Genomic DNA, 15,350 nt, shown 5'->3' on the forward strand with positions numbered 1-15,350 from the left:
AAAATATTATGGTAACACACAGCGAAAGGGGGCCTAGAATGAATAAAAATTTCTTAAAAAGTGCAAGTGCATGGCTTCTAATAATAATGGCTTTTTGTTGCAATGACTCTTTTAGATGGTGGAACAACTAAGAAAAGCGAAATAGTTTACACTGAACTTATAAACGAAATTGAGAGAGGGAATGTAAAGAGCATATATATTGACATAGATACTGGTAGTGCTTCAGGGGAATTTAGAGATGGAACCTCCTTTACTACCACAGTTAATATAAATACGACGGAATTTGAAAAGATAATAAACGAATATAATAAAACTCATGCTCAAAAAGTTCAGTTAAAATATGTTCCACCTTCAAAATTTCCATTTTGGGTTTCTGCTCTGCCCAATATAATAATGGTAATAATGCTTATTGTTATATGGTTCATTTTCCTTCAACAGGCCCAAGGCGGCGGTGGAGGAAAAGGTGTAATGAATTTCGGTAAAAGCAGAGCAAAACTTGTTACAAATGATAAAAAGAGGATAACCTTTGATGATGTTGCAGGAGCAGACGAAGAAAAGGCTGAGCTTCAAGAGGTTGTGGACTTTTTAAAGAATCCAAGAAAATATATTGAGATGGGAGCAAGAATTCCAAAAGGAATACTTCTTGTTGGACCTCCAGGAACAGGTAAGACCCTTCTTGCAAAGGCAGTTGCTGGAGAAGCTGGAGTTCCCTTCTTTAGCATAAGCGGTTCTGACTTCGTTGAAATGTTTGTAGGAGTTGGTGCTTCAAGAGTTAGGGACCTCTTTGATAATGCAAAGAAAAATTCACCATGTATAGTATTTATAGATGAAATTGACGCTGTTGGTAGACAAAGAGGTGCTGGGCTTGGTGGAGGACATGATGAAAGGGAGCAAACTCTAAATCAACTTCTTGTTGAGATGGATGGGTTTGGAACTAACGAAGGTATAATAGTTCTTGCTGCGACAAATAGACCTGATATTTTAGACCCTGCCCTTTTAAGACCAGGAAGATTTGATAGACAAATTGTTGTAAATACTCCCGATGTTAAAGGAAGGGAAGAAATATTAAAGGTTCATGCAAGGAATAAACCTCTTGAAGCCGAAGTTAATTTGTCAATAATAGCTAAAAGAACACCTGGTTTTACAGGAGCTGACCTTGAAAACCTTATGAACGAGGCAGCACTTTTAGCAGTAAGAAAGGGAAAAAGGCTTATAGGTATGGATGAGCTTGAAGAGGCTATAACAAGAGTAATTGCAGGACCTGAGAAAAAGAGCAGAATCATGAGTGAAAAGGAAAGAAAGCTTACTGCATATCATGAAGCAGGGCATGCTATTGTAATGAAGCTTTTACCTAATACTGACCCTGTTCATCAAATCAGCATAATACCAAGGGGAAGAGCAGGAGGATATACTTTAGCCCTTCCACAGGAAGATAAGTATTATGCTTCCAAGACAGAATTAGAAGAAGAAATTGTAAGTCTTTTAGGTGGCCGTGTAGCAGAAAAGCTTGTTTTAAACGATATATCTACAGGTGCTAAGAACGATATCGAGAGGGCAACAAATATAGCAAGAAAAATGGTTATGGAATATGGTATGAGCGAAGTTTTAGGACCAATTGAGTTTGGAACAGGCCACGATGAAGTATTCTTGGGAAGAGACTTTGCAAAGACAAGAAACTACAGCGAAGAGGTTGCAGCTCTTATAGATAAGGAAATTAAAAGAATAATCGAAACTGCATACAAGAGGGCAGAAGAACTTTTAAAGGAAAATATGAATAAACTTCATAAAGTCGCTGAAGCTCTTCTTGATAAAGAAAAGCTTGAAGCTGACGAATTTGAAGCGATTTTTAATGAAGCATAAAACCTCGGGATTTCCCGAGGTTTAAATATGATTGGGGGAGAAAATTGAAGGAGGAGCTTTTTGATAAAATAAAAGTCGGACTTAATTCTGTTATAGAAACTACAGTTCAGGAAAAAGACTCTGCAGCAAACTATGTAAATGGTTTTATAGACGTTCTGTCGACTCCATCTCTAATAGGACTTTTGGAATGTGCAGCCAAGAATGCTGTTGATCTGCATCTTCCAACAGGTTATTCGACAGTTGGGATAAAGGTAGATGTAAGGCATCTAGCAGCAACTCCGATTGGAATGAAGATTAAGGCAATAGCAGAGCTAGTTGAGGTGGATGGGGAAAGGCTTATTTTCAAGGTTGAAGCCTATGATGAGATGGAAAAGATAATGGAAGGAACCCACGAAAGATTTATAATAGATGTAGATAGGTTCATGCAGAGGGTAAATAATAAGGTTAAATAGGGTGCTTTGGCACCCTTTAATTTTAATTGTAAAATTAAAATGTTTAAGTTAAAATATTTTAAGGAGGTGTTTGTTATGATAGTTTCCCATATTGATGATGTAAAGGGGATTGAGATCAATAACGACCTTGTAAAGAATGCTGTTAAGAAGGTCCTTATAACACCTAAGGAAGGTTGGGAAGGATATGTCATGAGGGTTTTTGAATTGTCAGAGGGTGGATTTACTCCAAGACATACACATCCTTGGCCACATATAAACTATATTCTTGAAGGAGAAGGAATTCTACATGTTGAAGGTAAAGACTATGAGATAAAGAAGGGATCCTTTGCATATGTTCCTTCAAATGCTTTACATCAGTTTATGAATAAGGGTAAAGAAACGTTAAAGTTTATCTGTATAGTTCCAGAAGAAGGAGATATTTAGTATTTAGGAGGTTGCTATGCTTTTAGTTTTTGACGTTGGAAACACAAATATAGTCGTAGGAGTATATGAAGATAGAAAACTTTTGGATGTTTGGAGATTATCAACCAATCCCCCAAGGACTTCCGACGAATATGGAATGATTGTAATAAATTTGTTTGAAAAGGCAAACTTAAATTATAAAGATGTTGATGCCGTAGTGGTTTCATCTGTAGTTCCAAATATAATGTATTCATTGGAACATATGATAAGAAAGTATTTTAGCGTTGAACCATTAGTTGTAGGACCAGGTGTAAAAACAGGGATTAATATTAAATATGATAACCCAAAAGAAGTTGGGGCGGATAGAATAGTTAATGCTGTTGCGGCATTGGAGATATATAAAAGATCTTTAATAATAGTAGACTTTGGAACAGCAACGACATTTTGTGCGGTTGGAGAGAAGGGGATTATTATGGAGGATGTATATCCCCTGGAATTAAAATATCCAGCGATGCACTATTTGAAAGGGCTGCAAAGCTTCCAAGGATTGAACTTGTAAAGCCACCAACTGTTATTTGTAAAAATACTGTAAGCAGCATGCAGGCGGGGATAATATATGGTTATGTAGGTCTGGTTGATTATATAGTAAATAAGATGATGGATGAAATGATAAAACTTGGCGAAAAGAAACCCTATGTTGTTGCAACAGGAGGTCTTGCAAAATTAATATCCTCAGAAAGCAGGACTATTCAAGAGGTTAATCCAATATTAACATTAGAGGGTTTGAGGATAATTTATGAAAAAATAGGTGATGATGATGAAAATAGGAAATTACATAACACCTAACAATGTATTTTTGGCACCAATGGCTGGAGTAACGGATAAGGCCTTTAGAATTTTATGCAGAGAATATGGTTGTGGATTAGTTTATACCGAAATGGTAAGTTCTAAAGGATTGTATTATGGCAGCAAAAACCAATTTACTTTTAGATATAGATGATAAGGAAGCCCCGGTTATTGTCCAAATTTTTGGAAGCGATCCTGATATTATGGCTGATATGGCAGAGCAAATAAGCGAGAATGAAAAGGTAGTTTCTATTGATATAAACATGGGGTGTCCTGCACCTAAAATAGTTAAAAATGGTGAAGGAAGTGCCCTAATGAAAAATCCTGAACTGGCCGAAAGGATTGTTAAAAAAGTTGTTTCAAAATCTAAAAACCTGTCTCTGTCAAGTTTAGAAAGGGATGGGATGAGAATTCAGTAAATGCCATTGAATTTGCTAAAATGGTGGAGGCAGCAGGGGCATCTTTTATTGCAGTTCACGGCAGAACAAGGGAGCAGATGTATTCAGGACATGCTGACTGGGATATAATAAGAAGGGTCAAGGAAGCAGTTAAAATTCCAGTTATAGGAAATGGAGACGTTGTGGATGAGGATAGTGCAAAAAAATGTTTGATGAGACTGGATGCGATGCCATCCTTATAGGAAGAGGAGCTTTAGGAACCCCTTGGATATTTAAAAGGATAATATACTATTTCGAAACTGGACAAAAATTCCCGACATTTCAATTGAGGAAAAGTTTGATATTATATTAAGACATCTTAAAATGGCTGAGGAATTTAAAGGAAGACAGGGAATAATCGAGATGAGAAAACATATTGCCTGGTATTTAAAGGGGCTTAAAAATTCCACTTATGTTAAAGATATGGTAAATAGGCTTGACCAAAGAGAAAAAATTGAAGAAGTTTTGATTGAATATAAAAACTCTGATTTAGATACTACATTTTGTAGTATCTTTTTTATTGTAAAAATTGCAAAAAGGTATAAAATGTAATTGAGCACATCATGTGCACGGGAGGGATTTTATGGACTATGTAAGGATAGGAGATAAGGTGATAAGTATATCAAAAATTAATTCAACAATTGATGAAATATTAGAATTAAGGTGCAAAGGGTATTCACAACAGGAAGTTGCAAAGATACTTAATATAGATAGGACGTTTATATCAAGGCTAGAGAGTATAGGAGAGGTGAGAAAGGGAGGTAAAATTGCAGTTGTAGGATTTCCTGTTGCAAATAAAGAGGAGCTTGAAAGGGAACTTAAAAAAACAGGAGTTGATTTTATTTTCTTACTTACAGAAGAAGAAAGGCAAAGATTTGTAAAGGATCAAAGTGGGCTTGAACTTGTTAATGGGCTTTTTGATATTATTTCTAAAGTAAGGAAATATCAGCATTGTATTATTTTAGCCTCAAATGCAAGATCAAAGCTTTTATCAGCCTTATTAGATTGCCATGTTTATACGATTGATATAGGCAAGTCGCCCTTAAAAGAAGATGTATATGTGGATGTTAATAGTGTTTTAAAAATTGTTGAAAGTATAAAAGAGTAGGAGGATTAAAATGAAGCATATTGTTTCTGTAAGTTTAGGATCTTCTAAGAGAAATCATAGGGTTGAAACTGAGCTTTTAGGTGAAAATTTTATAATAGAGAGAATAGGAACAGATGGTGATTTTAACAGGGTTTTAGAGCTTATAAGGGAAATGGATGGTAAAGTCGATGCCTTTGGAATGGGTGGCATTGATTTATACTTATATGCTGCAGGAAAAAGATATGAGATAAAGGATGCCATTGTTATTAAAGAGGCAGCCAAGAAAACACCAATTGTGGATGGTTCAGGTCTTAAAAATACACTTGAAAGAAATGTAATAAAATACATAGATAAAAATATATTTAAAATTAAAGACAAATCGGTCTTAATGGTTAGTGCAACAGATAGATTCGGAATGTTAGAGGCTTTTTATGAATTAGGGGCAGAGCTAATTATTGGGGATTTGATGTTTTCCCTTGATATTCCTATACCTTTAAAATCAGTTAAAGTATTTCAAGCCCTTGCAAAGGTTATTTTACCTATTGCTACAAGGATGCCCTTTGAAAAACTTTATCCTACAGGTAAAAGTCAAGAAGAAAGAACACCAAAACATGAAAAATATTTCAATGAGGCTGATATAATAGCTGGGGATTACCTTTTTATAAAAAGATATATGCCTGATAATTTAGAAGGAAAAATAATTATTACAAACACAGTAACAAAGGATGATATTGAAGAATTGAAAAATTTAGGTGCTAAAATGCTTGTAACGACAACACCAGAATTTAATGGAAGATCCTTTGGAACTAATGTCATGGAGGCAGTATTGGTTTCAATAATGCAAAAGAACATTGATGATATAACACCAAAGGACTATGAAATTTTACTTGAAAAACTTAACTTCAAACCAAGAGTAGTTTATTTAAACGATGAATTTGTAGATGCTAAGGCTAATATAATTTAATAAAACAATTTTAGGAGGCAATATTTGAACAAAATTTTGGTATTAAATAAGGCATCTTTAGAAGAAATTAATATTGTTCATCCTTATTTTAGCAAGATTATTGGTATAAATAAGTTATTGCTTCCGTATAAAGAAAGGGAATATAAATTAAAAGATGTTAAAGCGGAAATTGTAAAAATACCTGATGGGTTAGAAAATATTAAATTAAACATAGCAATAAAAAGGTTTGGTAAAGAAAGCATAGTGCTTTCAAAGGATTTAGGGATCAACATTGACTTAAATTTTATAATTTCATGCCTGATTAGAGCTTTAGATATTTTTACGATAAAACATGGATGCGATTTAAGACTGAACGAAGTCCTAATTGCTGATGCAGAAAAAAGTTTAGGAAAAATTTGTTTTAGATATTTATTAAACTTTGCACGGCGAATAATTTTGCTTGCAGATAAAAGGGAAAACTTAATTAAAGATATGGAATTTGCATTAAAAAATTATGGAATATCAGTAGCTGTAATAGAAGATCCTATAAAGGCAGCTAATTTATGCCAGGCTATGATAATAACGGATAAGAGGTATGAAATTTTGATAGACCCGAAAAAGCCAACACTTTTATTAAATAAAACAATTTGTCACAATGGATTATGCTTTGATGATGTTGATATAACATTGGATGAGAAGGACTTTTACGATAGTATTTTAGCGCAGGGTTTTTAGAAATGAAGGGCTATGAAAGGATATGGAAAAACGCTGAAGAAGAAGGATTTAAAATTTCAAAATTTAAATTACAGAATAATTTAATAATGGAAATATAATTACAAAATATGTTGACATAACAATTAGTGTGATTTATAATACCATATAACGAATATTAACAAGCACTATAAAGATGTCTTTATAGTGCTTGTTATTAGTTTATTTAAGCCTTCTCCTAAGTTATTTAAAAATTAGGGGAATTACATAAATTAATGTGCATATAATATCTATAAATCCTAAGCAAAAAGAGGGGAGAGTATTTATGGGCGATAACAAACAAGTGATTTTAACATACGAAGGAGTTAAAAAGATAGAGGAAGAACTTGAATATCTAAAAACCGTTAAAAGAAAGGAAGTTTCACAAAAATTAAGACAGCTATTTCCTTTGGAGACTTAAGCGAAAATTCAGAATATGATGAAGCAAAGAATGAACAGGCGTTTGTTGAAGGTAGAATTGCAACTTTGGAAAACATGTTAAAGAATGCAAAGATAATCGATGAGGACGAAATAAATACTGAAGTTGTTTCAATTGGTTCAACAGTTAAGGTTAAGGACTTGAAGTATGGAGATGAGCTTGAATTTACAATAGTTGGTTCAGCAGAGGCAGATCCAGCTAAAATGAAGATTTCTAATGAAGCACCAATAGGAAGGGGACTTTTAGGCAAAAAAGTTGGTGACAAAGTAGAGATTCAAGTTCCAGATGGAGTTGAATCTTTTGAGATATTAGAAATAAAAAGGCATTAATGGAGGGTGAGCTATGGCGAATACTAATGAGGAACTTAATCAACAGGAACTTCAAAATCTTGAGGCTGAGTATAATGAGTTAATGAAGCAAAGACTTGCTAAGCTAGAGGATTTAAGAGCTAAGGGTCAGGATCCATTCCTTATAACAAAATATGATAGAACTCATACATCAAAGCAAGTAAAAGACAACTATGAAGAACTTGAAGGTAAGGATGTTAAAGTTGCAGGAAGATTGATGACAAAGAGAATACACGTAAAGCTGGTTTTGCTGACATTCATGACAGGTATGGTAAGCTTCAGCTTTATGTAAAAATTGATGACATAGGAGAAGAAAAATTAAAGGCATTCAAAACTTTGGATATTGGTGACATCATAGGAGTTGAAGGAACAGTATTTAAAACTAAAACTGGAGAAATTTCGATCCATGTTAAGGACTATATATTGCTAACAAAATCCTTAAGACCACTTCCTGAAAAATGGCATGGGCTTAAGGACCCGGATTTAAGATACAGACAAAGATATGTTGATCTTATAATGAATCAAGATGTAAGAGATACTTTCTTTAAGAGAACTCAAATTATTAGAGCTATAAGAAAATTCCTTGATGATAGGGACTTTATCGAAGTTGAAACACCAGTATTATCACCAATTGCAAGTGGTGCTGCAGCAAGACCATTTATAACTCATAGCAACGCCCTTGATATTGACCTATATCTTAGAATTGCTACAGAGCTTTACTTAAAAAGACTTATCGTTGGTGGATTTGAAAAAGTTTATGAAATGGGTAAAAACTTTAGAAATGAAGGAATAGATATAAGACATAATCCTGAATTTAATATGATAGAAATTTACGAAGCCTATGCCGATTATAATGACATGATGGAGCTTACAGAAAACCTTGTGGCATTTGTTTGTCAAGAAGTTTTAGGAACAACTAAAGTAAACTACCAAGGAACAGAAATTGATTTTGCTCCACCATGGAATAGGCTTACAATGAAGGAAGCGGTAAAGAAGTATGCCAATGTGGATTTCGATGAAATAAAAACAGATGAAGAAGCAAGGGAAATTGCAAAGAAGTTAAATGTTCTAGATGAACTTAAGAAGGAATTAAAGGATTGCACTAAGGGCGATATATTAGTTGCAGTATTTGAAACATATGCAGAAAAGCACCTAATTCAGCCTACATTTATTTTAGATTATCCAGTTGAAGTTTCACCGCTTACAAAGAAAAAACCTGACGATCCTATGTTTACAGAAAGATTTGAAGCATATGTATATGGTAGAGAAATAGCAAACGCTTATTCAGAATTAAACGACCCAATCGATCAAAAGGAAAGATTCCTACAACAATTAAAAGAAAGGGAACTTGGAGACGATGAAGCTTATATGATGGACGAAGACTTTATAAATGCCCTTGAAATAGGTATGCCTCCAACAGGGGATTAGGTATAGGAGTGGATAGACTTATTATGTTCTTAACTGACTCATATTCAATTAGAGACGTAATCCTCTTCCCAACAATGAAACCGACAAAGTAAATAAATTTAACATAAAAGGCAGGAGTTATCCTGCCTTTTTACATTCTTTTAATTTGTCGTCGACCTCCAATCCTGCAAAAAGTGCCGGGGATCGACGACAAAAGAAAATGAGATTTATCAAGGGTTTAAAGATTTTGTTAACAAAATATTCACAATTGACAAAATCTTCAAACCCAGTTATAATAAGTATTGAACGGGTTTATAGCCTACCTATAAGGGATTGAAACAAAAAAGTATTGACAGAAATTTTTTAATTATATAGTTTATAGCCTACCTATAAGGGATTGAAACACTTTTTGACCATCCATTATCTTTTTCCTCATTTTCGTTTATAGCCTACCTATAAGGGATTGAAACATTCTTTTCTTTTTTAGCGATTTCCTTTTCGGAATCGCCAGTTTATAGCCTACCTATAAGGGATTGAAACGGGTATTTGCAAGTGAAAGTGATAAAGAAAAATATAGTTTATAGCCTACCTATAAGGGATTGAAACCAGGACACCGAAAGGCTTACAGGTGCGCGCCTTTAGTTTATAGCCTACCTATAAGGGATTGAAACTCTATTCTTTTTCATACAAAACGAATGGGAAATTTATGTTTATAGCCTACCTATAAGGGATTGAAACTTGTAAGTCATCATGCTAATAGTAAGTCCTGGTTGAGTTTATAGCCTACCTATAAGGGATTGAAACGCCCTTCTGACTCAAGCTTGTCCAATATACCAATGCGTTTATAGCCTACCTATAAGGGATTGAAACTTTGAAAGGCTTAGAAAATGGGAAGATAATTTAATGAGTTTATAGCCTACCTATAAGGGATTGAAACTAATTGAAAAATCAATTTCTTCTTCAATAAGCATACTGCGTTTATAGCCTACCTATAAGGGATTGAAACAAATTTCCCTACATTGAAGGTATAAATTCCTATCAATGTTTATAGCCTACCTATAAGGGATTGAAACTTCCAAAATGCTCCATTGTTTCGTGTAACACAATACCGTTTATAGCCTACCTATAAGGGATTGAAACTCATTTACATAATATAAAGTTTCAATAGGATTTAAGTTTATAGCCTACCTATAAGGGATTGAAACCAGGATAATCAAATTTTATAATTCTATCCCCAATCTTTGTTTATAGCCTACCTATAAGGGATTGAAACATTTATCAGGCTCATTACTAACTTTATCCAAAAAAGTTTATAGCCTACCTATAAGGGATTGAAACGATTTTCTCAAGGCTTCAACAACAGAATTTAGGATTTTGTTTATAGCCTACCTATAAGGGATTGAAACAGTGACCCTGCCACCCCAGCTGAAGTAGTTTCACTTGTGAGTTTATAGCCTACCTATAAGGGATTGAAACACATTTTCAATAATATTTATAATTTTGTTAAAATTTATGTTTATAGCCTACCTATAAGGGATTGAAACACGAACCGACTCGGTTAGCTTTCGACGAGCCGACTCGGTGTTTATAGCCTACCTATAAGGGATTGAAACCATACAAAACAAAAGGGAAATTTAGTAACTCATCTAAGTTTATAGCCTACCTATAAGGGATTGAAACTATAGAAGCTGAAGTCAAGACTTTAAAAGATTTAGAGTTTATAGCCTACCTATAAGGGATTGAATTTTAATGTGCGTGCTAGTCTAACCTTAAACATCATGTTTATAGCTTGTCAATAAAGGGCCGAGACTTTGAAAAGCAAGTGAAATATGGGGATATTCTAGATTATATTTATAGGGATAAAGGATAATTTTTTATAAAAAGGTATTGCAAACAGAAAAAAATCTGCTATAATATTTTGTGTAAGCGTTCCACGGTAGCTCAATGGTGGAGCATCCGGCTGTTAACCGGAGGGTTGGAGGTTCGAGTCCTCTCCGTGGAGCCATTTTATTTTTGTTTAAGGTTTCAGGACAAAAATTCCATTGACAAAGCAATTAAAGCATGGTAATATACACAATGTCGTTGATGATAAGCAAAAACCTCTTGACATTATATTGAGAGGTTGTTATAATATAAAATGTCGTTTGACCTTTGAAAACTGAACAGTGGCGAAGCGACCAGCAGTAATTTTTAAGGAAGCTAAGGATTTAAACATAAGAGTTTGATCCTGGCTCAGGACGAACGCTGGCGGCGTGCCTAACACATGCAAGTCGAGCGGAGGGGATAGGAGCTAGCTTCATGGTACCTCAGCGGCGGACGGGTGAGTAACACGTGGGTAACCTGCCCTTGAGAGGGGGATAACAGGTCGAAAGGCCTGCTAATACCGCATAACGCTAAGATGCATCGCATGGCGTCATAAGCCAAAGGATGAATTCCGCCTCGAGGATGGGCCCGCGGCCCATTAGCTAGTTGGTGAGGTAACGGCTCACCAAGGCGACGATGGGTAGCCGGCCTGAGAGGGTGGTCGGCCACACTGGGACTGAGACACGGCCCAGACTCCTACGGGAGGCAGCAGTGGGGAATATTGCGCAATGGGGAAACCCTGACGCAGCGACGCCGCGTGAGCGATGAAGGCCTTCGGGTTGTAAAGCTCTGTCTTCCCTGACGATAATGACGGTAAGGGAGGAGGAAGCCACGGCTAACTACGTGCCAGCAGCCGCGGTAATACGTAGGTGGCAAGCGTTGTCCGGAATTACTGGGCGTAAAGGGTGCGTAGGCGGCTCTTTAAGTGAGGTGTGAAATCCCTGGGCTCAACCCAGGAACTGCACTTCAAACTGGAGAGCTAGAGTGCAGGAGAGGAAAGCGGAATTCCCAGTGTAGCGGTGAAATGCGTAGAGATTGGGAGGAACACCAGTGGCGAAGGCGGCTTTCTGGACTGTAACTGACGCTGAGGCACGAAAGCGTGGGGAGCAAACAGGATTAGATACCCTGGTAGTCCACGCTGTAAACGATGGGTACTAGGTGTAGGAGGCGAAGCCCTCTGTGCCGCAGCTAACGCATTAAGTACCCCGCCTGGGGAGTACGGTCGCAAGATTAAAACTCAAAGGAATTGACGGGGGCCCGCACAAGCAGCGGAGCATGTGGTTTAATTCGAAGCAACGCGAAGAACCTTACCAGGGCTTGACATCCACCGAACCCTGTGGAAACACGGGGGTGCCCTTCGGGGAACGGTGAGACAGGTGGTGCATGGTTGTCGTCAGCTCGTGTCGTGAGATGTTGGGTTAAGTCCCGCAACGAGCGCAACCCTTGCCTTTAGTTGCCAGCAATTCGGTTGGGCACTCTAGAGGGACTGCCTGGGTTAACCAGGAGGAAGGTGGGGATGACGTCAAATCATCATGCCCCTTATGCTCTGGGCTACACACGTGCTACAATGGCCGGTACAATGAGTTGCAAACCCGCGAGGGGAGCTAATCTCAAAAACCGGTCCCAGTTCGGATTGTAGGCTGCAACTCGCCTGCATGAAGCCGGAGTTGCTAGTAATCGCGGATCAACATGCCGCGGTGAATACGTTCCCGGGCCTTGTACACACCGCCCGTCACACCATGAGAGCCGGCAACACCCGAAGCCAGTGGGCTAACCCGCAAGGGAGGCAGCTGTCGAAGGTGGGGCTGGTGATTGGGGTGAAGTCGTAACAAGGTAGCCGTAGGAGAACCTGCGGCTGGATCACCTCCTTTCTAAGAGGAAATAGCTCTCGCTGTTTAGTCTTCAGGGACCGTAAGGTTCTAAGTTCTTTGAAAACTGCACAGCCAAAGGTAACAAGTTCTTTGTAAGATCAAGCTACAAAGGGCGCATGGTGGATGCCTTGGCACCAGGAGCCGAAGAAGGACGTGGTAAGCTGCGAAAAGCTGCGGGTAGCCGCAAACAGGCTGTGATCCGCAGATGTCCGAATGGGGGAACCCACCTAGTAAACACTAGGTATCCTTAACTGAATCCATAGGTTAAGGAGGGCACACCCGGGGAACTGAAACATCTAAGTACCCGGAGGAAGAGAAAGAATAATCGATTCCCTAAGTAGCGGCGAGCGAAAGGGAAGAGCCCAAACCAGAGGAAACTCTGGGGTTGCGGACAGGTCATAACGGTTTAAAATCTCTAGTCGAAGAGGCCTGGAAAGGCCGGCCACAGAAGGTAATAGCCCTGTAGGCGAAAGAGAATTTAAGCTAGACCTGATCCAGAGTACCACGGGACACGTGAAACCCTGTGGGAAGCAGGGAGGACCACCTCCCAAGGCTAAATACTACCTGGTGACCGATAGCGTATAGTACCGTGAGGGAAAGGTGAAAAGAACCCCGGGAGGGGAGTGAAATAGAACCTGAAACCGTGTGCCTACAAGCAGTCGGAGGGCGTTAAGGCCTGACGGCGTGCTTTTGTAGAACGAGCCAGCGAGTTACGGTATGTAGCGAGGTTAAGCACTTAAGGTGTGAAGCCGTAGGGAAACCGAGTCTGAAAAGGGCGAAAAGTTGCATGCCGTAGACCCGAAACCGGGTGACCTATCCATGGACAGGGTGAAGGTGAGGTAAAACTCACTGGAGGCCCGAACCACGTTGGTGTTGAAAAACCATGGGATGAGCTGTGGATAGCGGAGAAATTCCAATCGAACTCGGAGATAGCTGGTTCTCCCCGAAATAGCTTTAGGGCTAGCCTCGGGTTAGAGACGTGGAGGTAGAGCACTGAATGGGCTAGGGGCCGTCTAGGTTACCGAACCTTATCAAACTCCGAATGCCATGATCTTGATGCCCGGGAGTCAGACTACGAGTGATAAGATCCGTGGTCAAAAGGGAAACAGCCCAGACCATCAGCTAAGGTCCCAAAGTGTATGTTAAGTGGAAAAGGATGTGGGATTTCCAAGACAACCAGGATGTTGGCTTAGAAGCAGCCATTCATTTAAAGAGTGCGTAATAGCTCACTGGTCGAGAGGTCCTGCGCCGAAGATGTCCGGGGCTCAAACATACCACCGAAGCTATGGACCCTAACGGGTGGTAGGGGAGCTTTCTTAGCGGGTAGAAGTCAGACCGGAAGGACTGGTGGACTGCTAAGAAGTGAGAATGCTGGCATAAGTAGCGAGAAATAGGTGAGAATCCTATTCGCCGAAAACCTAAGGTTTCCTCAGGAAGGCTCGTCCGCTGAGGGTTAGTCGGGACCTAAGCCGAGGCCGAAAGGCGTAGGTGATGGACAATCGGTTGATATTCCGATACCACCAGTAGCCGTTTGAGAGATGGGGTGACGCAGGAGGATAGGCTGAGCACACTGATGGATATGTGTGTCTAAGGCACAAGGCGTGCCTCCCAGGCAAATCCGGGAGGATAAGCTGAGTGTTGATGGGGAGTCGTAAGACGAAGCAGCTGATTTCACACTGCCGAGAAAAGCCTCTATCGAGGATGCTGGTGCCCGTACCGCAAACCGACACAGGTAGGTGAGGAGAGAATCCTAAGGCGAGCGGGAGAACCCTTGTTAAGGAACTCGGCAAATTGACCCCGTAACTTCGGGAGAAGGGGTGCCTACCGCAAGGTAGGCCGCAGAGAATAGGCCCAGGCGACTGTTTAGCAAAAACACAGGTCTCTGCTAAGTCGAAAGACGATGTATAGGGGCTGACGCCTGCCCGGTGCTGGAAGGTTAAGGGGAAAGGTTAGCGCAAGCGAAGCTTTGAACCGAAGCCCCAGTAAACGGCGGCCGTAACTATAACGGTCCTAAGGTAGCGAAATTCCTTGTCGGGTAAGTTCCGACCCGCACGAATGGCGTAACGACCTGGGCGCTGTCTCAACAAGGGACCCGGCGAAATTGTAGTACAAGTGAAGATGCTTGTTACCCGCGATTGGACGGAAAGACCCCGTAGAGCTTTACTGCAGCTTAGCATTGAGTTTCGGTATTGTCTGTACAGGATAGGTGGGAGGCAGAGAAGTAGCGTCGCTAGGCGCTATGGAGCCGACGTTGGGATACCACCCTGATGATACTGAAGCTCTAACCGGAGGCCATGAATCTGGTCACGGGACATTGTTAGGCGGGCAGTTTGACTGGGGCGGTCGCCTCCTAAAGAGTAACGGAGGCGCCCAAAGGTTCCCTCAGTGCGGTTGGAAATCGCGCGTAGAGTGCAAAGGCAGAAGGGAGCCTAACTGTGAGACTGACAAGTCGAGCAGTGACGAAAGTCGGGCTTAGTGATCCGGTGGTACCGAGTGGAAGGGCCATCGCTCAACGGATAAAAGCTACCTCGGGGATAACAGGCTGATCTCCCCAAGAGTCCACATCGACGGGGAGGTTTGGCACCTCGATGTCGGCTCGTCGCATCCTGGGGCTGAAGTAGGTCCCAAGGGTTGGGCTGTTCGCCC

The 15,350-nt window shown here is 39.6% G+C and carries 6 protein-coding genes, 1 tRNA gene, 2 rRNA genes, 4 pseudogenes and 1 CRISPR repeat array (1 of these 14 only partly in view); all 13 genes and pseudogenes read left to right on the forward strand.

Annotation, left to right across the window (positions count from 1 at the left end; all coding sequences use genetic code 11):
• The first annotated feature begins 102 nt into the window (after window positions 1-102).
• Window positions 103-1,860 carry an ATP-dependent zinc metalloprotease FtsH gene (gene ftsH / locus PWK10_RS18080; RefSeq protein ID WP_342455583.1) on the forward strand — a complete coding sequence of 586 codons (1,758 nt, stop codon included), beginning with the start codon at window positions 103-105 and terminating at the stop codon, window positions 1,858-1,860.
• 44 nt (window positions 1,861-1,904) lie between these two features.
• Complete coding sequence (locus tag PWK10_RS18085) at window positions 1,905-2,312, forward strand: thioesterase family protein (RefSeq protein WP_274766977.1); 408 nt, start codon at window positions 1,905-1,907, stop codon at window positions 2,310-2,312.
• A gap of 75 nt (window positions 2,313-2,387) precedes the next feature.
• Window positions 2,388-2,735 (forward strand): cupin domain-containing protein, encoded by a 348-nt coding sequence (locus PWK10_RS18090; protein WP_008909575.1) that lies wholly within the window; start codon window positions 2,388-2,390, stop codon window positions 2,733-2,735.
• A 16-nt stretch (window positions 2,736-2,751) separates the two neighbouring features.
• Window positions 2,752-3,560: pseudogene (locus PWK10_RS18095) on the forward strand (type III pantothenate kinase).
• Window positions 3,532-4,549 (forward strand): annotated as a pseudogene (gene dusB / locus PWK10_RS18100) (tRNA dihydrouridine synthase DusB). Before PWK10_RS18095 ends, dusB begins: the two co-directional pseudogenes overlap by 29 nt.
• A gap of 31 nt (window positions 4,550-4,580) precedes the next feature.
• On the forward strand, window positions 4,581-5,105 hold the full coding sequence (locus PWK10_RS18105; RefSeq protein ID WP_274766978.1) for a transcriptional regulator: 525 nt from the start codon (window positions 4,581-4,583) through the stop codon (window positions 5,103-5,105).
• Between the two features lie 10 nt (window positions 5,106-5,115).
• The gene (locus tag PWK10_RS18110) at window positions 5,116-6,048 is read left to right on the forward strand and encodes a quinate 5-dehydrogenase (RefSeq protein ID WP_274766979.1); all 933 of its coding nucleotides are present in this window, start codon (window positions 5,116-5,118) and stop codon (window positions 6,046-6,048) included.
• A gap of 24 nt (window positions 6,049-6,072) precedes the next feature.
• The gene (locus tag PWK10_RS18115; protein WP_274766980.1) at window positions 6,073-6,762 is read left to right on the forward strand and encodes a hypothetical protein; all 690 of its coding nucleotides are present in this window, start codon (window positions 6,073-6,075) and stop codon (window positions 6,760-6,762) included.
• A 301-nt stretch (window positions 6,763-7,063) separates the two neighbouring features.
• A pseudogene (greA, locus tag PWK10_RS18120) lies at window positions 7,064-7,545 on the forward strand (transcription elongation factor GreA).
• Between the two features lie 13 nt (window positions 7,546-7,558).
• A pseudogene (lysS, locus tag PWK10_RS18125) lies at window positions 7,559-9,083 on the forward strand (lysine--tRNA ligase).
• A 197-nt stretch (window positions 9,084-9,280) separates the two neighbouring features.
• Window positions 9,281-10,716: direct repeats of the CRISPR family, unit length 30 nt; unit sequence GTTTATAGCCTACCTATAAGGGATTGAAAC.
• A 184-nt stretch (window positions 10,717-10,900) separates the two neighbouring features.
• A tRNA-Asn gene (locus PWK10_RS18130) sits at window positions 10,901-10,975 on the forward strand.
• Window positions 10,976-11,179: 204 nt separating this feature from the next.
• Window positions 11,180-12,704 (forward strand): 16S ribosomal RNA (locus PWK10_RS18135).
• 96 nt (window positions 12,705-12,800) lie between these two features.
• A 23S ribosomal RNA gene (locus PWK10_RS18140) occupies window positions 12,801-15,350 on the forward strand (it continues 340 nt past the right edge of the window).
• The 16S and 23S rRNA genes sit together here with 1 tRNA gene alongside, the layout of an rRNA operon.

The organism is Caloramator sp. Dgby_cultured_2 (assembly GCF_028872215.1).
Lineage (GTDB): Bacteria > Bacillota > Clostridia > Clostridiales > Caloramatoraceae > Caloramator > Caloramator australicus.

Excerpts from the sequence above, each read along its gene's own strand:
- PWK10_RS18090 (WP_008909575.1), top strand. The coding sequence starts at position 2,388 with ATGATAGTTTCCCATATTGATGATGTAAAGGGGATTGAGATCAATAAC.
- PWK10_RS18110 (WP_274766979.1), top strand. The coding sequence starts at position 5,116 with ATGAAGCATATTGTTTCTGTAAGTTTAGGATCTTCTAAGAGAAATCAT.
- PWK10_RS18105 (WP_274766978.1), top strand. The coding sequence starts at position 4,581 with ATGGACTATGTAAGGATAGGAGATAAGGTGATAAGTATATCAAAAATT.
- ftsH (WP_342455583.1), top strand. The coding sequence starts at position 103 with ATGACTCTTTTAGATGGTGGAACAACTAAGAAAAGCGAAATAGTTTAC.